The sequence below is a fragment of the Nocardia salmonicida genome, assembly GCF_036142455.1.
Taxonomy (GTDB): domain Bacteria; phylum Actinomycetota; class Actinomycetes; order Mycobacteriales; family Mycobacteriaceae; genus Nocardia; species Nocardia salmonicida.
In genome coordinates this window covers 350,486-374,011 of sequence record NZ_CP108014.1, presented here as the reverse complement: position 1 = coordinate 374,011, position 23,526 = coordinate 350,486, and the positions used below count along the sequence as shown (strand labels likewise).

The window sequence follows — 23,526 nt, the reverse complement described above, 5'->3', positions numbered from 1 at the left end:
GGTCCTGGGCCACCAAAGCTCTAGGACTGAGGCCAGCCCTCAGGCGAGGAGGTCAGCCAGCGCGTCAGGGTTCGCTTCAGACATGGCCGCGCTGGGTTTCGCCATTGCCCTCGTATTCGTTGTTCCATAGATAGCTGACGAGGATCTGGGCGGCGCTGACAACGTCATCGCCAGCAGCCAAGGTCACTTCCACTTCCGGCTCTACGCCTACCTCGAGGTCAGCTGGGTCAGCTGCGTACCGCATAAGTCCAAGTTCAAAACAGCGGCGGTATCAGCCAGTTCAGGTGTCTCGGCGTCGGTCATGGGGTCCCTCCGAACTGCGAGCCCCGTCAGCAGTAGATTCTCAACCGGGATCACTTCGAAGGGTGAGGTCGTGCACGACCCAGTCGTTTGAGACGAAGAAGTCCAGATATGACGATGCTCGATCTCGGTGAACTGCGAATGCAAGTAGCTGGGTGGGTCGTGTTGCTCCGACGAATACTAATTGGACGATGTCTCGAACGGTCTGCGATGCGCTGGCGAGGTCCCCCTCCGTTGCTAGAAGCCGAAGCACCTCGTGGACGTCGTGCTTCTTTCCCGTTCGGTTCAAGCACTCCAAAATTAGTGTCGCGCTGTGCGTTTCGCCTTTGGCACGCTGAATGGATCCGAGCTCACTATGCACTGTCGCCGCCGCGGCTTCGTCCAGTTCACCAACACCCACCGCCTCGGTAGCTGCGGACGGCGCAACGTAGTAGGCGAATTCACCTAGCACTATTCGAACTGGACCGGCTTGGCTCAAGAGTTCCGACAGCAGGCTAGCCATACGGACCATCAGACTGTCCCAACTGGTCTCGTCGTCGTTCTGTGCGATCAGGATGGTCAGGAGCAAGGCCCTCATTCGGCCGCCCGGGGTCTCGATGCCTCGGCTCAGGGCACGTAGTGTTGGTAGAACTCCATTCGCGGCGGACCCGGTAGCGACTCTCACGGCTTCCCAAAGCATGTCGACCGCGGCGCCGCTTGCTCCAGATCGCCACTGGATTCGTGCCGCGCGTGCAGTGACGAGCAGTGAGCCTTGGCGATCGCCCGGGATAGTTGCGGCGAACTCCGGTACGTAGCAGGCAAGAGACTGGGGAAATGCTTTCGCATTGGTGGGGCGCAGCCGTGCGGCCAGGACTCGTGGTGGACGGTCCTTGAGCAGCGGGTATGGAACGACCTCTCCTGCGATGCGTTCGAAGGCCGGAACGACTTCTGTCACGGATAAATCGTCGTACAGCAGAATCGCGATCGTTCCAGTGGGACCAGTGCCAAGGATACGTTGGTCGCGGTGGACTGTGAGTGAGCTGGCGAGTTCGGCGATGCTCTTGCCGAATCGGCGACTGACGGGCAGTTCGAGGCTGTCCAGGCGCGGGAAGGAGGAGGCGGTGGTGGTGGTGGTTTCGGTGGTGAATATTCGCTGGTTGACGTCGCCGACGCGCTGCACTCTGGTCGACGGGTCACCGAAGACTTGATCCAGCAGTTTTTGTTGTAGCGCGCTTGTGTCCTGCACTTCATCGACGAGCACAAACGGGAAGCGATACGCGACTGCACGCCCCAGGGCCGGACGCCGGTTGAGATGGAGTTCGGCCAGGGCAAACATGTCCGCAAAGCGGAAGATGCCCTGGTTAGCCAACTTCTTCTTCAGGGCCGTGAACTGCGTACCGCTGGCGCTGTCGAGGCCGAACGGCAACGTCCGCGTAGATTGAACGATGAGTTCGCCCGACTCGAATTTGAACTCGGCGCGCGCAACCAACTCGTCGCCGTCTTGCTGGCGGCCCAGCGAGGATCTCAATATTTTGAAGGCTTTGTCGCTTGCAACGGTACGTTTGGCGCGGTCCGCGTACGTGTCGTCATCGACGATCTGGACCTGCTTGCGCATCCCACGGAGGTAGGGCATCGCGAGGAACGTGCTGGTGAATGACTGGATCGTGCCGATGAAATGGGGATACCGCTGCAACCTAGCGCCGGAGGGGGAATTCCTGATGCGGGCGAGGATCTCGTCCTTCGCGGTATTGGTGTGCGAGAGCACGCAGACGCCGCGGGTCGTGCTCGTCCAATGTTCGGCGAGTAGCAGGAGCTTGAGGCCGACAAGGCTCGTCTTCCCTGAGCCAGGGGCAGCCTGCAAGTCCAACGTGTCGACACTCTGAAGAAAGTCCCATTGTTCCTGGTTGGAGAGCTGCATTCCTAGTTCAGAGGCACACGCTTGAATGCGATCGCGGGTGAACGCGTCAGCGCGGTACAGAGTTGTCATCGCGGGGCATCCGCGCACAGGTAGGCGAAGGCGTGAACCAGGTACTCGGGTAGCTGTTCCTCTGTGATGGGAGTGGTCTTGAGGAGACGTGCGGCGTGCTGTGCGGCGATCGGCTTACTCGCGTCCTCCATGCGTAGGGGCCTGTAGATGTCGATGGCAGCGGCCTCCAACGACTTTCGTTCGGCCCGCCACTGGGCGACCTCCTTGGCCGCCGACGTATCGGAGTCTTCGAGGACGTTCGCTTTGGGCCAGACAGACTTCGATGCGACCGCTGCACGCACCGCCTGATGCATTAGCGTTGCCATTTCCCAGGACGCGGCGGCAAGATCGTACTCAAGGGTCCAGTGGTCGGAGACGAAGGTTCGCACATGACCGCTGTCGCGGGCAGTCAACCGATCTACATACGCGGCGATCGCGTCCGGTGTCATCTCTTCGACGGATTTCAACTTTTTCCGCATGTCTTCGGGTGTCCCAGCCGGCGCCAGGTCGCGGTCGCGGATGCAGGCGACCGACACAGGGATCTGCTCGCCGTCGCGCTGGAAGATGCGGCTGTATCGGAACAAGCCCACTGTGCCGACGTTCACGACGGTGACGCCGCTTGCGTTGAAGGAGGGCCCTATCGCCGCGGCAAGCGCGGGTAGAAGGATCGCTTCGGCGTCGCCCTCAACGATCGCAACAGCACGGGCAAAGAACAGGCCAGCTTTGGTGACATCGAGGAAACGGGTCAAAAACTCGTAGTCGCCGTCGGCTAGTTTGGTTTGGCCCGAGGCGAGGCGAAAAGTGCGTCCCTTTGCCACGAGCGTCAGATGCTGCACCGGAATCGCAGACGCCAGGTTCGGGCTATGGGTGCTCAAGAGAACCTGAACCGGACCAGAGGAGCGCTTGCTGCCCGGGTCAGCCTTGGTGCGGTCTTGCAAGAGGTCCATGATCCGCGCCTGCAGTTGGGGGTGCAGATGAGCTTCGGGCTCCTCGATCAATAGCAGGGGCGCGATGTCGCTGTTACCGAGCAATAGCAGCTCGGCGGCCATGAACAAAGCGTTGTTATACCCCAATCCGCGCCGGGTCCACTCACCGGTTTCCGGTGCCAACACCAGCTCCAACCGCTCCAACGCTCGCGCCAGCGTGGCGTCCCCAGACACCGTGATCTGGCCTCGCAAACTATCCGAACCGATCGCGAATTTGTTCAGATATTCGGCATTGATGTCGTCCAGCGCCGCCGCCACCGAAGTGTTCCTGGCCAGATGGTGCTGGGCACGGCGCATGATCCCCACCAAGGTGCTCGCGGAATCGGCTTCTTCATCGAAGTCATCCTCCCCCTGGTCGCTCATAGCTGGGTAACCCGCCAGGATCTGCGACAGCCGCGATCCCCGCCCCGAACGCAATTCGGCTTCAGCATCTCGCAGCGGACGCAGGTAGGTCGCTTTGAGTAGCTCGCGCGCCGCGCCGTCCAGTGCCGGGCCGCTGCCATCCGGGCCGGTTCTGGTCGTGACCGAGATACGCTGCGGGCGGGTCGGGTCCATTACTTCGGCGTGGACGGTGACAAACAGTCTCACAGTGCCGTCGGAGTCGGTTGTGACGAGCTCTAGGAAAGTGGCCTGCTCCTCCATTGTGAGTTCGGCGAAGCCGCAGGTGATGGTAAATGCTGTCGCTCTGCCTTCAGGATCGACGTGAAAGTCGTCGCGGCTGACCCGGTAGTAGTCCGCGGCGGTGGTGAGCAGGCATATTCGGACCGCATCGATGATCGCGGACTTTCCGCTGTCGTTCTCTCCGACCAGGACGTTCGTGCCCTGATCGAGCTCTAGCTCCAAGCGGCCGTCTTCGCCACCGCGTTCTCCTGGGCCCGAACCGAAGATTCGGAAGTTTTCAGCACGCACGCACGACAAGTACAACGGCGCTCCCCTGTGACCGGCCCTACGCTCTGATGTGCGCAGGTATCCGCGACCGCCCCACCTGTAGCGGCTGTCAAAGATGGTACGAGCCACCGGATGTCGCCCCGCAGTGGGGATCAGCCCACGGAGTTGACGGCGTCGATCCTTTGCCAAGTAATCCGCAAATCTCCAGCTAGTACGTGCCCGAAGGTCGGGCCGAAGCGGTCCTGGACCTGTACGGTTCATCTTTGGGCGAATCATTTGGTCGGTGGCCGACGGAGCAGCATTCTCCTTAGAGTGGCCACCTCTTCCTCGCTCTTGCCCACCGCCATTTTGCGGAAAAGGGAGGCGCTGTAGCGCTGACGAAGCTGGGAAACGCTCCGAGCTTGAGACCAGCGGTCATGGGACCGGAACCGCTCCCATGCTGATTGCCTACTCACGCCCAGAACTTCGGCGACGCCTTCCCAGGTCATGCCATACCGACGTGCCAATTCGACCTCTAGTGCAAGCAGACACTCAGCCGCGGCCGCGATCTCGCAGGAGGTAGCGATCCACTCTGAGAATTGCGCTGGCCCAGTGATCGTAACTGCCGCACCGTCGCGTTCAGCTGCTGCGGCGCTGGCCCGATGCGACGATGCGACGATGCGAGGTCGATGAGGGCCCGTCCGAGGCTCGCTTGGGCGTAAGCGTGGGACTTGAGGGTGTTGCGATACTTGCGTGGCATCGCCTCATCCTGTCAAGGTTTCCCTGACTAGATTAATCAGGCATCACTGCAGGTAGAGCGGTCAGGTGCGGCCTAGGTTCGCGAAGTTGGGCGACGACATTGTGGATGAACAGGATTTGATCGATCTTGGGTGCATGCTGACGTGGTTTTCGATGGCTCTCATGCTGGTTGGTTCGTTCGTGACTCTGGTTCTCAAGTCCCGTGCTTACGTTCTGGCCTACTGCCTGTGGCGAAAAACTGGTGATATCGCGGTACTGCGTGAGGTAGCTCGGTTTGAGCGGCACCTCCAGTGAACTCCGTGCCCCGAAATCGTCGGCCCGGTGCCACGGGACGGACTTGGCGGGTACTCATCCGCAGCCAACGATCTCTCGATGATGGTGTAGTGGAGTTCAGCCCTGGCTGAAGACCACCCGTGCACGATCGCTCACAAACCCACGGCGACCTCGACGCTGCTGCGCACATGGCCGTTCGGGTGCATGTTCACTGAGACCCATTCCCCGGCGGTATGCGATCCGGCGGCGCGCTTGGGCACTCCAACCGTTCGACACTTCCACGCCAACGCTACGTTGCGTCCACGAGATACTGCTGCTCGTGCGCCCCCGTAGGCGGTCACTACGGCCGGTCCCGACTCGACCGACAACACTGAACAACATGGATTCAACGGGAATCAACCGGGAATGGCGGGACATCACGGGAACACCTTGCGCGGCAACCCTGCAGGCGATAAGCCGTTACGGGAAGCGCTGAAACTCATTGGGATGCAAGGCATTTGGATAGCTCAGGATTTTCCATGCCAACTCTGACGGCGCTTGGAAAAATGCCTGTGACCTGCGGAATCGCCGAAGATGCGAGGCCTACCGAGAAGGTAGACACGGAATCAACGCGTTTGGATTACGCGTTGCCGCTCTCAGCACCGGCAAGAACCGTCCGTATCGTTCGGTGTTTGGGCGGCTCAGGCATCAAGCAATCGCCTTCCTTGGAACCATCGCCAGGCTCGTACACCCGACGTCGCGATGTTGGCCACCCTGCACGGCTCGATCCTGTCGATCGTCGCAGCCTCCGTCGGCGGGGTGATCGTCTGGCTCACTTGCCTGGCAGGCCAGGCGATCTCGTTGGGCGTGCTCGCCGTGGCCCTATCGGCGCGGCGGCGTTGGTCTTGCTGCAAAGCTCGGTACTTAGTCGGCGTGGCGGCCACCGGCCAGGCTGTAAGACGATCAATTGCAGAGCAGGCGGAAGTGCTGCGTGAGCGAACGCCAGGCATGCTCGCGAGGTATTCGCTCGACAGGACTACAGTGGAGCCTCCGGCATCTAAACTCGTTCCGCTGCACGATGACCGGCTCATCTTTCGGTCATCGTGCCGTCGACGAGGGGAGGCCCCGATCAAGCTTCTATCCAGCGAATATGCCTACTCGAAGGCGAACGCCCGACGTATTGCCCCGTCAGTGGCGTCTCCAAGGCAGAGTAATGGGTGAGGCATGGCCAGAGGCTCGCCTAAAAGACCTCCGTGGATCAGTCGACCCAGAGGTCTACAAGGTGGTCGAGCACTTCGTGAAGAAAGTGGGCTGGCGTCTTCGTAAGCAAGGCCACAGCTACGCGATCTACTGTCCTTGTGCCGGCGAGATGGGGGACTTCGTCACAGTCCCGGGAACCTCGAAGAACCCCGGAAACGCCGCCAAGCGGGTCAAACGGTCTGCGCTGAAGTGCCCCGACCGCCACGAGTTGATTAAGTAGCCAGCTGTTGTCAATTGACAACAGCTGGCTAAAGCCTCATGCTGGTGGCATGTCCCCGACCGAGTTTGAGCTCACTTTTGAAGTTCCAGAGATCTCCGGTCCAGGCGACCTGCGGATCGAGAAGGTCGCGGAGCACCTAGACATCGTTGTCCAGTCTCACTCCGGCCTCACGCTGGCAACCGTCACTGCAGAAGGGCCCGGAGTAGTCACTGCAGCGCTCAATGCAGCAAGGGTACTAACGGCATGTGGTCTCCGACCTGTGCGATCCCATCCGGACCTAGTCACCCGCCAGGACATCGCCGACCGAGCCGAGGTCACCCGACAAGCAGTTGGGAACTGGGTTCGGGGTGACCGCATGCGTACGGATCCCTTCCCCGCCCCGGCAAATCTAGTCGGTGGAGGTGTCTGGCTGTGGGGCAGCGTTGTTGCCTGGCTTCGGCGGCAAGGCCACGAGACGGACGACCTCGGGTTTCCTTCGATGAGTGATCACACCCGCATCGACAGTGCGCTCATCGATCTGCCTGCAAGTTTGAGCCTTCCAGGCGTTGCCCCCGCGATCATGGGCTATGTCGAGATGACCGGCGAACGAGCGGAAACGATGTACGCCCCATCTAAGGCCAATGCGCATCATGCCTGGGCGGACGTCAGTTTCCAGGCGGAATACGCCCTCGCCGTATGAGCGACAGCATCTCGCCGACTGGTAGGGCTACAGACGCGAGCGAGCTCCTCGCCCTTGCTGAACTCGTCGACATCGTGTTCTACGAATGCAGCGGTCGACGCAGTCCGGGGGGTGAAGAGTCGCCGCTGTCTATACAGATCGCACTGGGTAGGGAAGAACTCGGCCTGGAGGTTCGATGCAGGGCGACTATCTCTGGCGCTGGGGGCGAATACATCGCTGATGCGTCCGCGGTTTTCGCCTTTCAAGAACCGATCGAAGCCACCGAGGAGGCCATTACTGACTTCGCAGCGAGGGTCGGGGTTATGGCGGTCTACCCCTATCTTCGTGAGTCCATCACCCAGTCGAGCGCGAAGCTCGGCCTGGAGCGACCGGTCTTGCGCTTGCTCAGGCCCGGCGAGACCCGCCTCACCGCCAATAGCCCAGACCAGGGCTGAAAAGAACGGTTTCGGGGTCAAGTCTGATTGCGCTTGGGAAACTGCCCTCTGATCTGCGGAATCGCTCCGACGTGAGAGGTCTTCCGAGAAGGACGACACGGAATCAACACGTTTTGGATTGCGTGTTGCCGCTCTCAGCATCGGCAAGAGCGCCCGTGACGTTCCTGCACTGGTCGACCGCAACCCTGGTGGCCGCATCTTGATCCGGATCGTTGAGCACAGATTCGCGGGCGTCCCGCTTGTTGCTACTCCTGTTCCGGGGACTTTCGCTGCCAGGCCGCAATTCGGGTGGGTCGGACCTCGATTCGGTCGACATGGTCGAACGCTGCCACGATGGCATCCCGGTGTGTCTCAAACACGGCGAGCAGATCGTTGTTGCTGATGTTGCCCACGGCTACGACCAGAAGGCGGCGGGCTGGCCGTGTAGTTGGTGTGAGATCCGGAAGTCGGCGCCCTTGGAGACCACTACACGGTCCTCAGTGTTTGCGACCTTGGCTACCTGTCATCGGCGGTGCGGTTTCCTGCGGGCAACTGCGTTGTGCGGCGCGCGTCGTGCCCAGCGTCGTGCAGGAACCGTGCGAGCCGCGCCGGGAGTTGCGCGTCGACAAGGAACTTCACGCTGCACTACTCGTGACGCTGGCATTTCGAGCTCGCTGGCAACCTCGTCTCGGAGAGTGATGCTGAGGAGATCCCTGGTCCGGCCTGGCCGGTATCCCTGACTGGTGTGCTGACTGTTGTCTCGACTTCTACTTCGTCCCAATCGATTTCGACGGTCACAGTCAGAACGCTACAAAGAGCGAAGCGCTGCTACCTAGCTTTCGGTGTGCCCAGCACGGCACGTGACGCTTGCCCCGAATGCCGTCTGTGATTGGCCGGCGTGGGCTGAACGTGTCTCGACGCCGGCCCCGGACGAGTGGTCGAGGACCTGGGACCGGCGTTGGCGCTACGACCCCGCACCCGATTTGCCCGTGGTCCAGTGTTGATCGTCGAGGTCGGAGAACAGCAGATCCCGCAGTCCACTTGGTTGGCACCTCGGTTGTTGCGCTTCAAACTCTGTCGTGACTAGGCTGGACCCGTTGTCTTGATGAGGGGGCTCGCGTGTCAAGTGATAACGGTACGCCCGGAACAGATTTCGCGATGGTTCCAGGCGAGGTGACTGATGCCGGTGTCTACATCCAGCAAGTCGCGGATTCTCTGATCAACGGACTGAATTCGCTTGACCGCGAGGTATCGAGCGTCCTCGATAATTGGAGTGGCGCGGCGGCAGATGCATTCGGGGACGGCTGGACTGGAACCAAGAAGGGCGCCGCCGACGTGTTGAACGCCCTCAACACCATGGGTGGACTCTTGGGTGTCGCAAGCAAGACCATTGCCAACCAAGACATCTCGAATTCCATCAACCTGAGTTCGCTCGACCTACCGGAACTGAACATGTGATGGTCGACAACTCCCGCGACTTCACGTTCGACATCGATGAGTTGGACCAGCTCGTCACCCGCACCAATGGATTCATCGGGTTCCTCACCGAAAGTCTCGACGGACTCAACCACCGAATCGCGACCATCCAACAAAACTGGCAGGGAGCCGCTGCCACCGCCCAGGAGGAAGCCTACCGCGAATGGGCAACCGGGGCAGCCGCAGTGGTTGAAGGAATCACTGAGATGTACAACGCCGCAGTCACTGCCCGCGACGCCTACAGTGCGGCAGCGGAGATTAATTTGAGAATGAGCGGTGGCTGAACTCAGTGGGCTCAATCTCCCCGCAGTCCTATGAGAGCGCGGCCAAGGAATGCTACGACCTGTCGGAGAAATTCCAAACCGTCTACAACTCACTGCAAACCGTCCTTTTAGAAACCAGCGCGATGGCCGGCGGCTACCAGGCGGTCAAGACGTGGTCGAAAGCCTACGACGACCGCGCCGCCGCAGTGACGCTGGTAGCGACCAACTTCGCGCAGGCCCTGCAACACTTCGGGGACATATTGACTGCGGCTGGCTACAACTGGAAGTGCGGGGAGTACAAAGCCAACCGCGACCCCAACAAGGGTGACCCGCCATCGTTGCCTGGCGGTTTCCCCTCGGAACTACCCTACGGCCCGGGCACAGTTACCGGCGTCGCGTCATCGGGGACTTACAGTCGCGGACTCGAGACGGACTGGACCGAACTGCAAGACAAGGTCACCGCGCTTGTCGCTGGTGGCGAAGTTCCCGACGGGGACACCGACAAGCTCGCGCGCGCCGCGACCGCATGGAGGACCTTCGCCCAGTCAGACCCTGTATACGGCGGCAAGGCACGACTGTTGATGGTCGCCTCCGGACTGGAGCGTGGCTACGGATCCGACGTCCCGGACGACATCCCGAACCTCACAGTCCACCTTCGCACGCTGGCTACCAGCATCGGCGACATCGAAGCCGCTGCCCGCGACATCGCGGCCGCAGTCGACGCCCACAAGGTCGCTTTGACAACGATGCGCTCGGACATGAACACCCAGTTCGCCATGGTGGTGGTCGTCACCGCCATTCAGATCGGGACTTCGATGGTGCGGGTCAAAGAGCCACCAACGAAGCAAAAGACACCGAGCAAGCAACAGACACCCAGCGAACACCAAGACGACATCGACTTCCTGAACCAGGCCGCCGGAGCTTTGGCTGGTCCCGCCAACACATTCCTCACCGCGCTCAGCGGCTTCACCTTTACTACGGCTGTCCTCACTACGGGCGGACTGCCAACGATTATCGGACTCCCGATACTGACCACTGATCCTGAGCAAGGCAGAGTTCCGACTAAGGAAGGCAAGTCGGAGATCCCGCCGAAGGACCGGTACTCCGGCGGTCTGGTGAAGGTCAACAAGCCTGACCCTGACGCCGACAAATTAGCCGAACGTATCGGTGGCGAGTCCCGAGTGAAATATAAGAACGACCCAAGCGGGCGCGAGTTCGATGCGGTGAGTGACGAGTACGTCGCGCAGGCCAAGCCTGCCAACTTTGCCGGTAACAAGAAATTTCGTTCTCAGGCTCGCGCCACCTTCGAAGCCGCCGAGGCCAATGATAAGAAGGTGTACTATCATTTCGATGGCCCGCCTAGTGATGATGTTATCCGAACTCTGAGGCGCTACTCGGATGAGTATGGTGTAGAAGTCGTCATCGACACCGATCCGCTTTAGTCATGAAAGGGAATTGTGTTCGAATATCATGGTTGGGTCAGCATTCAGTCTTCTGCTGGCGACGAGACCGATTCTGAATTGGAAGCTGCGTATCGCGCTGCTCAGGATGCTGTCGCTGAACTACGACGTGGTGCGGGGCTGATCGACACCCGGATGGTGAATGGGGCCGCTCAGCTCAGCCTGTCCGGGCTGTTGAATCATCGGGGAGATGAGGGACAGCAGGTTATCGACTGCTTTGTGCGCGTCGGCCGCGTTGCAGCTGGATCGTATGGGCTTCTTTATATCAGGGATGACGAGGATTCAACGGGGCGTGACAATGAATTTCAAGTAATGGTGATGAAACGCGGAAAGGTTACGACCACACGCGATACAAACCTGTCTCCTTGTATACCGGTGATCGAGGATGATATTTAGCTCAAAAATTTCTTTGATCTAGCGTGCTGGCCCGGCGGGTCCGAGCTTGCCAGTTCACGGCCGTTCCGGCGGTGTAACCGTGTGACGGGATGGCCCGGTCAGCGGGCTCGCTGGCGGGTTCCACGGACCCGCGCGGCCGTCGGCGACATCTTGCTCGAAGCATCGATCACCATACCTAAGGGGTAGAACTCGCCACGTTGGGTCGTCTGCTCTCCTGCCAGGATCAGCGCGGCGTCAAGTAGGTCGTCCATAGCGTCTTGGACCGGTTGGGCTGTGGTGTCCCGCCAGGACATCGGTGATCTCACCTCGGTTGGTCGGTCGCGGCTACCGCTGACTTGACCCACAACACGGAAACAACACGGATTCAACGGGAAACACCAGGACCTATCGGGATCCAGCGGGAACACCTCGAACACCAAATCTGCAGGTCATAGGCTACGTTGAGCAATGTTGAAAACCGTTGGGACACAGAATATCTAGAGCGGCAGGTTTCTGGTTCGAGTCCAGATGGGGGAGCAGTAAAAAGAGGTTCCGACCTGCGGTTATTCACCCAGGTTGGGACCTTATTTTGCGTGGAGCCGAGTACGTTGACAGTCCGACCTGGCCTTCTGAACCCGATCAGTGCACTCAGGGTTTCAGGATCGAGCCCTCTGGTGGCGAATAAAGTGCCCCTGAGCTGGGAGGTTCGCGCCGGGTCTGGACTCATGCGAGAGGCGACACGGAAAGGACACGGTTTCGGCCGCGGACCATCCGTCGTGACGTCCCGCAATGTGCCCTCTCGGATCGGTCATGGCCCGTAGCTGCTTAGCCGGGAATCGGTTGTCCAGTGCGGCGGCGCGCTGCCTGCCTGTGGCTATTCGCTTGCTTCGTTAGGGATGAGCCCCTTGCCAGCAGCAGCACTCGACCCGGCCCACGCATCGCTGCTCACACGCCAGATCGCATGTATGCCAACCGATTCGAGGAACTCAACGTAGGCATCACCGATCGATTCGCTGAACACCGCGACAAGATCGACCGCAGTCCCCCGTTTGTATAAGAAGTGGCGGTACTGGTACAGCTGGCCTAGGACCGCTCGCACCGCCTCCGTCGCGTTGCCGCCGTAGACGATCTTCACCTCCACCAGCCAATGCCGACCACCTCGAGTTAGCGTGAGGTCACGCGGATGAACGTTGGTTGCCGCGATGAAGCCAGATCTCTGAGCGGCCAGACCGTAGTCACGAACCAGGGTCTCGTGGTGGCGATTCTTGACCTGGACTTGCGCCTTGACTGCAGCGACATACGCGTTATCGCTCTTCGGCTTGAACTGAGCTAGGACATCTCCCGAGGAAGCAGCAGAACCGACGTCATCGAGCAACGGCTCATCCGCGGTCGAATCGACGCGTTCGACGTCGCGTCGATGCACCCCCGGTTGTTCACGAATCCCGAGAGCAAGCGCGTTCATCTGCTCCGGCCGTTCGAGGAAGGCAGCGACTACCTCCCTGTCCAGCGCGCTTCCGTTGCTCGTCGTCCGACGTGAGTCAGGATGGCAGTCGGCAAGGTTCGCCATCTTCAAGCGAACCGAGCCTGGGCTACGAAAGTTGTCACCGCGATCAGCCGCTGGGTGGATCGGCAATTGCTGCAGCAGTGTGGACAGCTCGACGACACGTCGATCCTTGTCATCGATCTCGTGCCAGTTGTTGCGAGCAGTGAGATCACACGCGAGCACCAGCTCAGTCCAAGCCCACACCGGAGGTCGCTTCTTCCGCTCCGTCTGCTCGGCGTGCACCCGAACCGGCACCGCATTGGCGGTGAGTGCATCCTCAGCCCGCGATACCTCAAATCCTAGCGACCTCAAATGCTTCGCCACGGTCGCTGCGCCACCGCTGAAGTCCTTCGGTCGCAACGCATCACGATCTGGCAGGAACCCATGAGCCGCGCCGAGGACGGCCTTCGAGTCGTACCGGCGGCCCTCCAAGAGGATGAAGTACGAGCGCGCACGACCGAACCCGTACTTGTCCAGAAACTCAGTCTGGCCCACGTCATCGAACTCGCGGATCGCCGCGATTACTGCTGCTCTTGTTACATTCGTGAGAGCCATAGTCCGGAACATAACGCAAACGACCGACACTTTTGCTGGACGACCGCTCGAATTGGCTTGACCCCGTGGATAAGACCACCTGTTGACCACTTCAGCGACGATGCTCTTGCCGTCACGCACGAAGGACGACCCATAGGCGCCCGGCCGAACGCCACCGTGGCGACAACCATCAGCCCAGTCAGCGCGAGATGGTGCAAGGCTCATCCACCCGCCGTCTCGATCGGTGAACACCGGACTGTCAGGACGAGTACTCGCATGACGTCGAGCCGACAGTTGGTCAGCGCATTCGAGCTCAGGCCAGCTGACAGAATCTACTGGCCGAGCCGCCATGGGAACGAACGGGGCCGGAACGTGCCGCAGCCGGCAGACTGTCTCAACTTGGAGCGCGAATCCCATGGTGTCATTCACTGCGGCAGTAGGCGTCGTCCGGTGATTGTGAGCAGAATGTCCTTGGCGGGCAAGGTAATCGGGGCTCCCTCGCCGATGGTGTAATCGGCGTCGGTGGCCTGCAGTCGGATTCCGGTGAGGTCGACGCCGAAGAAGGACAAGCCCTTGGGCTCGACGTGGGCCAACACCGTGGCGATTCGGTCGGTCGGGGCGGCGGGCAGACCGAGAGGTTCGGTGATGTCGAGGCCGTGGATGACGTAGTGGGACAGGGCGCCCGCGGTGCCGCCGCCCGGGGGTCGCCAGGGGTGGGTGATGTTGTCGCGCAGGCTGTTGAGTAGTTCGGCGTCGCTGAGGCGGGCGGTGTCGGCGCGGGCGGCGATGTCGCAATAGCGGTTGATGTTGAAGCGGGCGCGGGCTAAACCGAGCATCATCCGGGGCCCGCTGGTGCGGTACGGGACGGTGATGTGGGCGACGACTTCACGGATCGCCCATCCCTCGCACAGAGATGGTGTCCCCCACTGGTCGGCGGACAGGTCGGCGAGCAGGTCGGCGAGGCGGGCACGTTCGGCGACGGAGTGGTCGAGGATACTGGTGTCGGGCATGAGTTGTCCTTGATCGATCGGCAGTGTCACCAGTGGTACGTGCGCGGCCGCCGGAATTCATCGGTCAGGTCAGAACGGTCGGCAGCCCGAATTCGGGGAATCTCGGGCCACTGCCGAAGAAGGTGATCAGCCGGGCGATCCGACCGTCGAATGTTTCGAATGCGACCAGCGCGAAGGGGCGCGCCACGCCGTCCTCGTCGAGCCGGTACTGCGCCGCGCCCGCTGCCCCGTTGAAGGTGACCGGCAGGAGGCGGTCGCCGCGACAGTCGTCGGAGGTGGACATGACGGCCGCGATGGACGCGCCGCCGTCCAGACGCCAACCGAAAGGCGGCATCGACACTCGCGCGTCCTCGTGTAGGACGGCGGTGAGTGCGGTGATGTCGTGGGCTTCGAACGCGGCGATGTAGCGCTGGAGCAGGTCACGGTCGTGGGGTGCGTCGGGGTCCAGCGCGGTCGGAGTGTCGCGGGTGGTTCGCAGGGTGGCACGGGCGCGTTGCAGGGCACTGTTGATCGCAGCGGGGGTGGTGTCGAGGATGTCTGCGGTCTCGGCGGCAGTGAAGGCGAGTACCTCGCGCAGGACCAGGGCCGCGCGCTGTGTGGGTGGCAGGTGTTGCAGGGCCGCGAGGAAGGCCAGGCGGACGGTGTCGCGGCGGGTGACGATGTCGGCCGGGTCTGCGCCGAGGGTGTGGCTGTCCGGGGCGGGGCTGATCCAGTGCTGGTCGGGGAGGACGGCGTCCGGGTCGAACGCGGCGGCGGGGCCCTCCCAGTGCAGCATGCGACGTTGGGCGGCTCGCAGCATGTCCAGGCAGATGTTGGTGGCGATTGCGTGCACCCAGGTGGACAACCGGGCGCGGGTGGGGTCGAAGGTGTCTAGACGGGTGTAGGCGCGCAGCAGCGTTTCCTGGGTAGCGTCCTCGGCGTCGGCGGAGCTGCCGAGCATGCGGTAGCAGTAGCCGGTGAGCGGGACGCGCAGGGCCGCGAGGTCGGTGGTGCCGGCGCCGGAGGTCACTCCCTGATCGTGGCACGGCGGCAACCGCACTCCAGCATTGACGTGGGTCTTACCTGTGATCGCGGTGGTCATTACTCGCGTTTGCGGAAAAGAGCAGTTCTACAAAACCGGACAGGTACGGATAGCGTCGGGAGCCGTGTCACCGGAAAAAGTAGCGCAGTCCAACCATCTCACCGCTTCCATACGGGTGATGGCAGGTCTGCTCGTACTCGCGTCGATCGTCGAGGTGGTGCGGCGCTTATCGAACCCCTACCCGCTGGTGGCGCCGCTGTTATCCAGTGATGTCTACGAGGTGCACGTCGACTTCGACACCTTCTGGAACTCGGCCGTTGCCCTCACGCACGGCACCGATATCTACGAGACCCCGGCGAAGCTGAGCAATCTCAACCCACCGCTGGTCTCGATGCTGCTCACACCGTTCGCCGCGCTGGATGTGGTCATGGCCTATCGCGTCTTCGCGGTGCTGACACTGCTCATGATGGTGGGCTCGGTGTTGGCGGTGTGCTCGGAACTGCGGCTGCGCCCGGCTGTCACTGCGCTGGCCACGCTGGCTGTGCTCGCGTCGTCGCCGCTGTACGGAACGCTGATGCTCGGCCAGATCTACCCGCTGCTGTTGGTCGGGCTCGTTGCCGGATGGATCGCGCAGCGGCGGGGGCGGGCGGTGCTCGCGTCCGTTCTGTTCGGCATCGTGGTGGCGCTCAAGCCGTCGCTGGCACCGATATTGCTGCTCGCGGCCGTGCAGCGGCAGTGGTTGCCGTTCAAGGCCGGAATCGCCGGCGCGGGTGTCGCCTCGCTGATCGGGGTGCTCGTCGCCGGACCGTCGAGCGCGGAGGGCTGGCTGCGCATCGCCTTCTCCGCGCCGGTGCCGGGCTGGGTGGACAACGCATCGCTGCCGGGGCTCGCGGTGCGCTTCGGATTGCCCTCCGAGATCGGGACGGCACTCGGGCTGGCGGTGCTGGCAGGCACGCTGTGGTGGTGTGGGCGTCACCGCGACCGCATCGACCCGGGCGGCACCGCTCTGTGGGCGGTACTCGCCGCAGCCCTGCTGTTCTCGCCCATCGCGTGGCACAACTACCTGATGCTGCTGTGGCCGGGCGTGCTTGTGCTGATCACGCTCGGCCGCGGCGAGATCACCGCCATGGCGCTCGCGGTGCCGGTCTTCCCCGTGTCCTTCACCGTGGAGTTGCCGCCCCACAGCAGCGTCACCGCCGCCGTGGCACGGTCGTTCTACTGCGCTGTCCTTGTGGGCTATTGGGTGTTTCTGGTGCGCGGAGCGACATTGTCCGCGCCGGGCTCCTCGGGGTCGTCCGGCACGGCCACGAGCAAGCCACCGGCGGCCGCGACGTGCCCCACGCACGTTGCCGCCTCCGAGCCCTGACCGTTCACACCGCCGCCAGTCCTCCGTCTGCCACTCCAAACCAGAACAGAACCTTCCTCGGCTGGCGCGCGACCTGCGATTTCGTGCTGAAAGTTGGGATCGGTAGGGGGCGAGTGCGGCATCTACTTACCCCATGACATCTTCTCCCTCGAACCACACACAGCCCTCTGGCTTGGACAAGAAGACCAGCGCGATCCTGTCGTACGCGCTGGGCTGGCTCACCGGAATCATCTTCCTCTTCGTGGGAAAGACTGATCCCGATGTGAAATTCCATGCCGCACAATCGATCATCTTCTTCGGCGCGGTCTCGGTGCTCAATATTGTTCTGAGCATCGTCGGCTCGCTACTCGGAGTCCTGGGGATCATCTTCAGCCTCGCCGGACTAGCGCTCGCGGTCTTCGCGGTCGTGGTCTGGATCATGGCGATGGTCGGGGCAAACAACAGCGGCGGTGCCCGCGTAGAGCTTCCCATCGTCGGGAAATTCATTGCCCCGTATGCCGATCAGTTGGCCAGTTCGGTCAAGTAGCTACGTACTCGAAGTCCCCGCACGGCGGCCGCTCCCAACACTCCGAAGATCAATGGCCCGAGGCTATCTCGGGCCATTGACGTCTATGCGTCTACCAGGGCAAACGTCCTAATTCGACCCGCGGTTTATGCATTCGTGGTCTGGGGTCGTCGCTGGCATAGTGATTCCACATGGGACGGACTTTCGAGGATCTGGTCGATGAAGCAGCGTCGGCGCCGGTGGAGGGGTGGGACTTCTCCTGGCTCGATGGGCGGGCCAGCGAAGCGCGGCCTTCGTGGGGTTATCAGCGGCTGATGAGTGGTCGGCTGAAGACCGCCTCCGCTGCTCTGGACATTCAGACCGGTGGTGGCGAGGTTCTGGGTGAGGCGGAGTTGTTTCCGCGGACCATGGTTGCCACCGAGTCGTGGCCGCCGAATATCGCCAAGGCGACGGCGTTGCTGCACCCGCGCGGTGTGGTTGTCGTGGCCGCACCCGACGAGCCACCGTTGCCGTTTGCCGACAACGCGTTCGACCTGGTCACCAGTCGGCATCCGGCCACCGTCTGGTGGACCGAGATCGCCCGCGTACTGCAAACGGGCGGAACGTATTTCGCGCAGCACGTCGGGCCTGCCAGTGTGTTCGAACTGGTCGAGTATTTTCTCGGTCCGCAACCGGAAGCCCGGCGAGGGCGCCACCCCGACGACGAAGCCGCTGCCGCGCGCGCCGCCGGCCTGGAGATCATCAGCCAGCGGACCGAGCGCCTGCGCACAGAGTTCGATGACATCGGTGCCGTCGTGTACTTCCTGCGCAAGGTGATCTGGATGGTCCCTGGGTTCACCGTGGAGGGCTACCGCGATCAGTTGCGTCGGCTCCATGATCGAATCCAGCAGGAGGGGCCGTTCGTCGCGTATTCCAGCCGCACACTCACCGAGGCCACCAAACCATGACCCACCGAGCTGTCAGGCTCCGGCCGCGTAGCCCTCGTTGCCCATCGCCTGGGCCGCGAGGCTCTTGCGGTACTGCTCCAGCGCCACCAGGTCACCGAACAACGCCATGTAGGTGTCGGGCTCCTCGCTGGCGGACAACCGCTGCAGCTTCGATTTGAGCTCGGCGATCTGGCGGCCCACCCAGGCTTCCTGGGTGCGGGCGAGGATGCCGGTGATGAAGCGCGGGGTGTCGTTCTGGGTGCGCACCGGGAGCTGCTCGTTGGCCAGTTCGGAGACCAGGGCGCGGATCATCAGGTCGTCGGTGTGGTCGGCGACGGCGGCGACCCATTCCGCGCCGCTGAGCCCGGCCGCCGTGCCGCCCGCTCGGTCGATCATGATGCGCACCGCCACGTAGGCGGGGTGGGTGAAGGCGGCGGCGTCGATGGCGTCGAAGGCGACGCCCGCGATGCCTGGGTATTGCAGTGCGGCGCTGAGGGATTGGCGCTGCGCGAACAGCACCGGATCGTTGGGGGCAGGCCGCACCGAGGAACTCTCCTCGACGCGGGGCGCGGGAAGCGCCGCGGCGCCCGACTTCAGGGCAGGCGTGGCATTGCCGCCCGCCCGGTTCTTCTTCGCCTCTTCACCGACCCGGCGCACGACCAGCTGGATGTCGTCCCAGCCGACCCAGCCGGCCAGCTTGGTGGCATACCCCTTGCGGGTGGCGTTGTCCTTGATCTGGGCCACCACGGGCACCGTACGGCGCAACGCTTCGACGCGACCCTCGACATCGTCGAGATTGTGTTCGGCGAGCAGACCACGAATCACGAACTCGTACAGCGGGGTTCGCCGTGCCACCAGATCACGCACAGCACTGTCACCGGAGTGCTGACGCAACTCGCACGGATCCTGCCCGTCGGGCGCGACCGCGATGTAGGTCTGTCCGGCCAGCCGCTGATCACCGCTGAACGCCTTCAACGCCGCAGCCTGGCCCGCCGCGTCACCGTCGAAGGTGTAGATGATCTCGCCGCGCCAGAAGTTGTCGTCCATCAGCAGCCTGCGCAGCACCTGCAGATGCTCTTCGCCGAAAGCGGTGCCGCAGGACGCGACCGCGGTCTTCACCCCGGCCAGGTGCATGGCCATCACGTCGGTGTAGCCCTCGACGACCACAGCCTGATGGCCCTTGGAGATGTCGCGTTTGGCGTGGTCGAGTCCGAACAGTACCTGAGACTTCTTGTACAGCAACGTTTCCGGCGTGTTCACGTACTTGCCGGGCATGGTGTCGTCGTCGAACAGCTTGCGCGCGCCGAACCCGATCACCTCACCGCCCAGATTGCGGATCGGCCACAGCAGGCGCCGATGGAACCGGTCGATCGGACCGCGCTTGCCCTGCTTGGACAACCCCGCCGCTTCCAACTCCTTGAACTCGAAACCGAGGCGCTGCAGATGCTTGGTCAGGCCGTCCCAGCCCGCGGGCGCGTAACCGCAACCGAACTGCTGCCAGGACGCCTTGTCGAAGTTGCGGTCGGTCAGATATGTGCGGGCGGCCTCGGCCTCGGGTTCGTGCAGCAAGGCCATGTAGTACTCGTGCGCGGCGGCATTGGCGGCGACCAACCGCGAGCGGGTACCGCGGTCGCGCTGCACCGAAGTGCCGCCACCCTCGTAGTTGATCTGGTAGCCGATGCGATCAGCCATCTGCTCGACGGCCTCGACGAAACCGATGTGTTCCATCTGCTGCAGGAACTTGTAGACGTCCCCGCCCTCACCACAGCCGAAGCAGTGGAACAGCCCGTGGTTGGGACGCACATGGAACGACGGCGACTTCTCGTCGTGGAACGGGCACAGACCTTTGATCGAGTCGGCGCCCGCGCGCTTGAGCGCCACGTACTCACCGACTACATCTTCGATCCGGACACGTTCACGGATCGCCGCGATATCGCGATCTGGGATTCGTCCGGCCACGATGAGCGAGTCTAGTCGGGTCTGCTCAGCGGCAGTCCAGCGAGGCGGCGACGCGTTCGAACCGGCTCTCGGTGTAGGAGGCGATCTGGTCGATCACCACGCGCACGCGCGCGGCCTCGGTGGCGGCGGCGTTGAACCAGGGCAGCATCTGATCGTCGAGGTGGGCGGGCGCGGTGGTGAGCAGGCGGTCGGCGACGGCCTGTACGCGGTCGCGCTGGGTCTGCTGGCGGGCGAGGTGGCCGGGGTCGGAGCGCACGTAGCGCAACGCCACGGTCTTGAGGACGGCGACCTCGGCGGCCACGATCGGCGGCACGATCAGATCGGCCTCGTAGCGGATGAGCGGGCCCTGGCCGTAGCGCTCGTGGGTGGCCGAGATCGCGGCGGTGGCGAAGCGGCCGACCAGTTCGCTGGTGAGCCGCTTCAACGCCACCGAGGCGGCGAAGCTGCCGTCGTAGGTCGCGGCGTCGGCCACGATGTCGAGTTCGGAGAGCCGTTGGGCGGCGGCGGCGAGCGCTTCGATCGACTGGTCGGGGTGCTGGCCGTGGCCCTGTTCGGCGAGCGCGGCCTGCTCGGCCGGGTCGGCGAGGGCGCGCAGGTCGATGCGGCCGACGATCACGCCGTCCTCCACGTCGTGCACCGAGTAGGCGACGTCGTCGGACCAGTCCATGATCTGGCATTCCAGGCTCTGCTTGCGGTCGGGCGCGTCTTTGCGGACCCAGGCCAGGCGCTCGAGGTCGTCGTCGTAGGCGCCGAACTTGGTGCCGGAACCGCTTCTGCCCCAGGGGTATTTGAGGGTCGCGTCCAGGGCTGCCCGGGTCAGGTTGAGCCCGAAGCTTTCGCCGTCGGCGTCGAGGATCTTGGGTTCGAGGCGGGTCAGGATGCGCAGGTTCTGCGCGTTGCCTTCGAAACCGCCGTATTCGTCGGCGAATTCGTCGAGCGCACGTTCACCGTTGTGACCGTAGGGCGGGTGGCCGATGTCGTGGGCAAGGCCCGCCAGGTCGACGAGGTCGGGGTCGGCGCCGACACCGTCGGCGATACTGCGCCCGATCTGGGCCACTTCGAGGGAGTGGGTCAGGCGGGTGCGCGGGGTATCACCCTCGCGCGGGCCCATGACCTGGGTCTTATCGGCGAGACGACGCAGCGCGGCGGAATGCAGCACACGGGCACGATCACGGGAGAACTCACTGCGATGGCCCTTGTCCGCGGCACCTGGCCACGCGGTCTTGCCCGGCTCGTGGACCATGCGTTCCTGGTCGTGCGGGGTATAGGTCCGTGTCATCTCACTGTCCCGCCTCATAAGAGAAATCTGCCGAGAAATGAGTGAGCTGGTACCAGAGCAGCGCGCCGGTTTCGCGGGCGATGCCGTGGAATTGCGACTCCCTCGTGTAGACGGCCGGTCCGGTGCGGGTAGGTGCGGTCCACGCCTCCAAGCCTGCGTCGCGAGCCATCGTCCTGGTTCGCAGTGAATGCCATGGATCGCTCACGAGTACGGCTGATGACATGTCGCGCTCCCCCATCGCTGTCGCGACGGCTTCGATGCTGCGCAGGGTGTCGGACCCGGTCTCCACTGCGAGGATGTTCTCGCTCGGAACGCCTTTGTCCTCCAAATACTGTTTGCCCGAGGCGGCTTCGGTGTAGAGGTCGCCCTCTTGCTTGCCGCCCACGGTGATCACCGTGGGCGCCACACCGGCTTCGTAGAGTCGCCACGCCTGATACAACCGCGCTTCGAACACCGACGACGGCGTCCCCGAATACTGCGCCGCGCCGAGCACCACGATCGCGTTCGCGGGGGTGTAGTCGTCGATCCGCGCGACCTGCCAGACCCGGACCGCCGTCCCGGCCACCAACGCCAACCCCATCAGCACCGCCCCGGCGATCAACCGGACGAACCACACCGAGACCGTCGACACCAGCCCGCGCGGATGCCTGACATCCGGGGCGGGCGCTGACGTTCGCGAGAAACCCGATTTCACCCTCGTCAGTCTGCCAGGTCGGTCCGACGCGCCGTGTGGTCAGCGGTCACCAGCGGATTCCGTTCCGGTGAACTACCGATCGGTGTCCACGCGATCGTCGCTGCGACGTCGACGAACGAGCGGATCAGCGGGGTGTGTGCGGCGCTGTTCCAGGCCAGCACGAGGCTGCTGGGCGGCTTGTCGACGAGCGGGACCACCACCAGGCCGTCCGGAACCGGATGACCGAGCGGCGTGAGTCCCACGGTGCCGTTCCACAGGACGGTTTGCTGACATTCGTGGACGGTCCGCACCACCGGCCCGGTGTCGGGATCGGTCGGGTGCGACCAGTAGCCGCGCCAGATCGGGTCGGTGTCGGGGGGCAGCTGGAACCAGTGTCGATCTGCCAGCTCTCGCAGGTGCAGGTTCGGGCGGTCGGCGAACGGATCATCGACGCGCAGTACGACGCCGACGGGGTCGGTGCGCAGAACCTGTGTGGTGATGCCTGTTTCGTCGAAGGGCGTGCGGGTGAGAGCTACGTCGACGCGTCCGGCGCGCAGTCCCGCTGTCGGGTCGGCGAAGTCACCTTCTCTGATGTGCACCTGCACGTCCGGGTGCGCGGCTCGGTAAGCGGCCGCCAGTCGGGCGCCTGCCTGTTCGGCCAAGGTGCCGATGGTGATGGTGGTGTCCGCCCCTGCGGCGACTGCGACCTTGGCGCGCACTCGATCGGCCTGGACCAGCAGGTCGCGGGCCTCGTCGTAGAGCGCGGCGCCGGCGGGCGTGAGGGCCACGCCGGTCGATGAGCGGCGCAGCAGTTCGTAGCCGAGGTCGGCCTCGAGCTGCTTGATCGCCCTGCTCAGCGGCGGCTGGGTCATATACAGCCGAGCGGCGGCGCGACCGAAGTGGAGTTCCTCGGCCACCGTCGTGAAGTATCGCAGGAGACGGAGGTCCATGAGCTGCGACGATACCCGCTCGGTATCGGCCACGTCGGATCGGACTTGGACGTGGTCCGTCTCCCGATGGTCAGGTGGAAGCCATGAGCGTCATAGTCCTGATCGGGCGAATCCTGTTCTCCGCATTGTTCATCGGCGCGGCTGTCGGCCATCTGAGTGCGGCGAAGGACACCGCGCAGTATGCCGCGAGCCGTGGAGTGCCGTCGCCCGCCCTGGCGGTGTACGCCTCGGGTGCGGCCATGCTGGTCGCGGGAACGAGCGTGCTACTCGGGGCGTGGGGCGATCTCGGATCGCTTGTCCTGGTGGTGTTCCTGGTGCCGACGGCCTTCCTGATGCACGCCTTCTGGAAGGAGACCGATGCCGAGGCCAAGCAACACGAGATGGTCCATTTCAACAAGGACCTCGCCCTAGCCGGTGCCGCGCTGACCTTCTTCGCGGTCTTCGCCTACACCGCCGACCTGGGCCTGACTCTCACCGGACCGGCTCTCACGCTGCGCTGACTCCC

19 protein-coding genes are annotated in these 23,526 nt (G+C 63.2%); 10 read left to right on the top strand and 9 right to left on the bottom strand.

The features are described 5' to 3' along the window. Positions 1-343: 343 nt before the first annotated feature. Together OHS03_RS01815 and OHS03_RS01810 are read right to left on the bottom strand one after the other, a co-directional pair. Positions 344-2,266: a UvrD-helicase domain-containing protein gene (locus tag OHS03_RS01815; RefSeq protein WP_328660207.1), complete on the bottom strand. Its 1,923-nt coding sequence runs from the start codon at positions 2,264-2,266 to the stop codon at positions 344-346. Beyond that, positions 2,263-4,140: an ATP-dependent nuclease gene (locus tag OHS03_RS01810; RefSeq protein ID WP_328660204.1), complete on the bottom strand. Its 1,878-nt coding sequence runs from the start codon at positions 4,138-4,140 to the stop codon at positions 2,263-2,265. The genes OHS03_RS01815 and OHS03_RS01810 overlap by 4 nt, the downstream gene beginning before the upstream one ends. A 2,804-nt stretch (positions 4,141-6,944) precedes the next feature. Between OHS03_RS01810 and OHS03_RS01805 the strand changes: the two genes are divergently transcribed. From OHS03_RS01805 to OHS03_RS01780, 6 genes are all read left to right on the top strand, one after another. Beyond that, positions 6,945-7,268, top strand: coding sequence for a hypothetical protein (locus tag OHS03_RS01805; protein WP_328660201.1), 324 nt, complete (start codon positions 6,945-6,947; stop codon positions 7,266-7,268). After that, complete coding sequence (locus OHS03_RS01800; RefSeq protein WP_328660199.1) at positions 7,265-7,702, top strand: hypothetical protein; 438 nt, start codon at positions 7,265-7,267, stop codon at positions 7,700-7,702. The genes OHS03_RS01805 and OHS03_RS01800 overlap by 4 nt, the downstream gene beginning before the upstream one ends. A gap of 1,098 nt (positions 7,703-8,800) precedes the next feature. Beyond that, entirely contained in the window at positions 8,801-9,139 is a 339-nt protein-coding gene (locus tag OHS03_RS01795; RefSeq protein ID WP_328660197.1) for a WXG100 family type VII secretion target, read from the top strand. Then, on the top strand, positions 9,139-9,441 hold the full coding sequence (locus tag OHS03_RS01790; protein ID WP_328660196.1) for a WXG100 family type VII secretion target: 303 nt from the start codon (positions 9,139-9,141) through the stop codon (positions 9,439-9,441). Before OHS03_RS01795 ends, OHS03_RS01790 begins: the two co-directional genes overlap by 1 nt. A gap of 5 nt (positions 9,442-9,446) precedes the next feature. Then, positions 9,447-10,862, top strand: a complete 1,416-nt coding sequence (locus tag OHS03_RS01785) for a restriction endonuclease fold toxin (protein WP_328660194.1) — start codon at positions 9,447-9,449, stop codon at positions 10,860-10,862. Between the two features lie 15 nt (positions 10,863-10,877). Then, positions 10,878-11,276 carry an Imm7 family immunity protein gene (locus OHS03_RS01780; RefSeq protein ID WP_328660192.1) on the top strand — a complete coding sequence of 133 codons (399 nt, stop codon included), beginning with the start codon at positions 10,878-10,880 and terminating at the stop codon, positions 11,274-11,276. Between the two features lie 853 nt (positions 11,277-12,129). On the opposite strand, the gene OHS03_RS01775 is transcribed toward OHS03_RS01780, so the two are convergent. From OHS03_RS01775 to OHS03_RS01765, 3 genes are all read right to left on the bottom strand, one after another. Beyond that, on the bottom strand, positions 12,130-13,353 hold the full coding sequence (locus tag OHS03_RS01775; protein WP_328660190.1) for a ScoMcrA-related endonuclease: 1,224 nt from the start codon (positions 13,351-13,353) through the stop codon (positions 12,130-12,132). Positions 13,354-13,757: 404 nt separating this feature from the next. Then, positions 13,758-14,342 (bottom strand): maleylpyruvate isomerase family mycothiol-dependent enzyme, encoded by a 585-nt coding sequence (locus tag OHS03_RS01770; RefSeq protein WP_328660187.1) that lies wholly within the window; start codon positions 14,340-14,342, stop codon positions 13,758-13,760. Positions 14,343-14,406: 64 nt separating this feature from the next. Then, positions 14,407-15,423, bottom strand: a complete 1,017-nt coding sequence (locus tag OHS03_RS01765) for an RNA polymerase subunit sigma-70 (protein ID WP_328660185.1) — start codon at positions 15,421-15,423, stop codon at positions 14,407-14,409. A 118-nt stretch (positions 15,424-15,541) separates the two neighbouring features. Here OHS03_RS01765 and OHS03_RS01760 point away from each other — a divergent pair, with 118 nt between their 5' ends. The 3 genes from OHS03_RS01760 (at position 15,542) to OHS03_RS01750 (ending at position 18,181) form a co-directional block, all read left to right on the top strand. Continuing rightward, positions 15,542-16,729 carry a glycosyltransferase family 87 protein gene (locus OHS03_RS01760; RefSeq protein WP_328660183.1) on the top strand — a complete coding sequence of 396 codons (1,188 nt, stop codon included), beginning with the start codon at positions 15,542-15,544 and terminating at the stop codon, positions 16,727-16,729. A 133-nt stretch (positions 16,730-16,862) separates the two neighbouring features. Continuing rightward, the gene (locus OHS03_RS01755; RefSeq protein ID WP_328660181.1) at positions 16,863-17,255 is read left to right on the top strand and encodes a DUF4870 domain-containing protein; all 393 of its coding nucleotides are present in this window, start codon (positions 16,863-16,865) and stop codon (positions 17,253-17,255) included. A 170-nt stretch (positions 17,256-17,425) separates the two neighbouring features. Beyond that, positions 17,426-18,181 carry a class I SAM-dependent methyltransferase gene (locus OHS03_RS01750; RefSeq protein ID WP_328660179.1) on the top strand — a complete coding sequence of 252 codons (756 nt, stop codon included), beginning with the start codon at positions 17,426-17,428 and terminating at the stop codon, positions 18,179-18,181. 12 nt (positions 18,182-18,193) lie between these two features. Here OHS03_RS01750 and dnaG read toward each other — a convergent pair whose 3' ends face one another. From dnaG to OHS03_RS01730, 4 genes are all read right to left on the bottom strand, one after another. After that, positions 18,194-20,119 (bottom strand): DNA primase, encoded by a 1,926-nt coding sequence (gene dnaG, locus OHS03_RS01745; protein ID WP_328660177.1) that lies wholly within the window; start codon positions 20,117-20,119, stop codon positions 18,194-18,196. Positions 20,120-20,144: 25 nt separating this feature from the next. After that, positions 20,145-21,398, bottom strand: a complete 1,254-nt coding sequence (locus tag OHS03_RS01740; RefSeq protein ID WP_062988205.1) for a deoxyguanosinetriphosphate triphosphohydrolase — start codon at positions 21,396-21,398, stop codon at positions 20,145-20,147. Position 21,399: 1 nt separating this feature from the next. Then, on the bottom strand, positions 21,400-21,978 hold the full coding sequence (locus OHS03_RS01735) for a YdcF family protein (RefSeq protein WP_328664046.1): 579 nt from the start codon (positions 21,976-21,978) through the stop codon (positions 21,400-21,402). A 119-nt stretch (positions 21,979-22,097) separates the two neighbouring features. Further along, entirely contained in the window at positions 22,098-23,021 is a 924-nt protein-coding gene (locus tag OHS03_RS01730; protein ID WP_328660176.1) for a LysR family transcriptional regulator, read from the bottom strand. Between the two features lie 83 nt (positions 23,022-23,104). On the opposite strand from OHS03_RS01730, the gene OHS03_RS01725 reads away from it, so the two are divergent. Continuing rightward, entirely contained in the window at positions 23,105-23,521 is a 417-nt protein-coding gene (locus tag OHS03_RS01725) for a DoxX family protein (protein WP_328660174.1), read from the top strand. Positions 23,522-23,526 lie beyond the last annotated feature (5 nt).

Bases quoted from the DNA above. Each gene is read 5' to 3' on its own strand.
- OHS03_RS01750 (WP_328660179.1), top strand. From the start codon at position 17,426: ATGGGACGGACTTTCGAGGATCTGGTCGATGAAGCAGCGTCGGCGCCG.
- OHS03_RS01800 (WP_328660199.1), top strand. From the start codon at position 7,265: ATGAGCGACAGCATCTCGCCGACTGGTAGGGCTACAGACGCGAGCGAG.
- OHS03_RS01740 (WP_062988205.1), bottom strand. From the start codon at position 21,398: ATGACACGGACCTATACCCCGCACGACCAGGAACGCATGGTCCACGAG.
- OHS03_RS01790 (WP_328660196.1), top strand. From the start codon at position 9,139: ATGGTCGACAACTCCCGCGACTTCACGTTCGACATCGATGAGTTGGAC.
- OHS03_RS01735 (WP_328664046.1), bottom strand. From the start codon at position 21,978: ATGGGGTTGGCGTTGGTGGCCGGGACGGCGGTCCGGGTCTGGCAGGTC.
- OHS03_RS01765 (WP_328660185.1), bottom strand. From the start codon at position 15,423: ATGACCACCGCGATCACAGGTAAGACCCACGTCAATGCTGGAGTGCGG.
- OHS03_RS01755 (WP_328660181.1), top strand. From the start codon at position 16,863: ATGACATCTTCTCCCTCGAACCACACACAGCCCTCTGGCTTGGACAAG.
- OHS03_RS01775 (WP_328660190.1), bottom strand. From the start codon at position 13,353: ATGGCTCTCACGAATGTAACAAGAGCAGCAGTAATCGCGGCGATCCGC.
- OHS03_RS01725 (WP_328660174.1), top strand. From the start codon at position 23,105: ATGAGCGTCATAGTCCTGATCGGGCGAATCCTGTTCTCCGCATTGTTC.
- OHS03_RS01815 (WP_328660207.1), bottom strand. From the start codon at position 2,266: ATGACAACTCTGTACCGCGCTGACGCGTTCACCCGCGATCGCATTCAA.
- OHS03_RS01760 (WP_328660183.1), top strand. From the start codon at position 15,542: ATGGCAGGTCTGCTCGTACTCGCGTCGATCGTCGAGGTGGTGCGGCGC.
- OHS03_RS01805 (WP_328660201.1), top strand. From the start codon at position 6,945: ATGCGTACGGATCCCTTCCCCGCCCCGGCAAATCTAGTCGGTGGAGGT.
- OHS03_RS01730 (WP_328660176.1), bottom strand. From the start codon at position 23,021: ATGGACCTCCGTCTCCTGCGATACTTCACGACGGTGGCCGAGGAACTC.
- OHS03_RS01770 (WP_328660187.1), bottom strand. From the start codon at position 14,342: ATGCCCGACACCAGTATCCTCGACCACTCCGTCGCCGAACGTGCCCGC.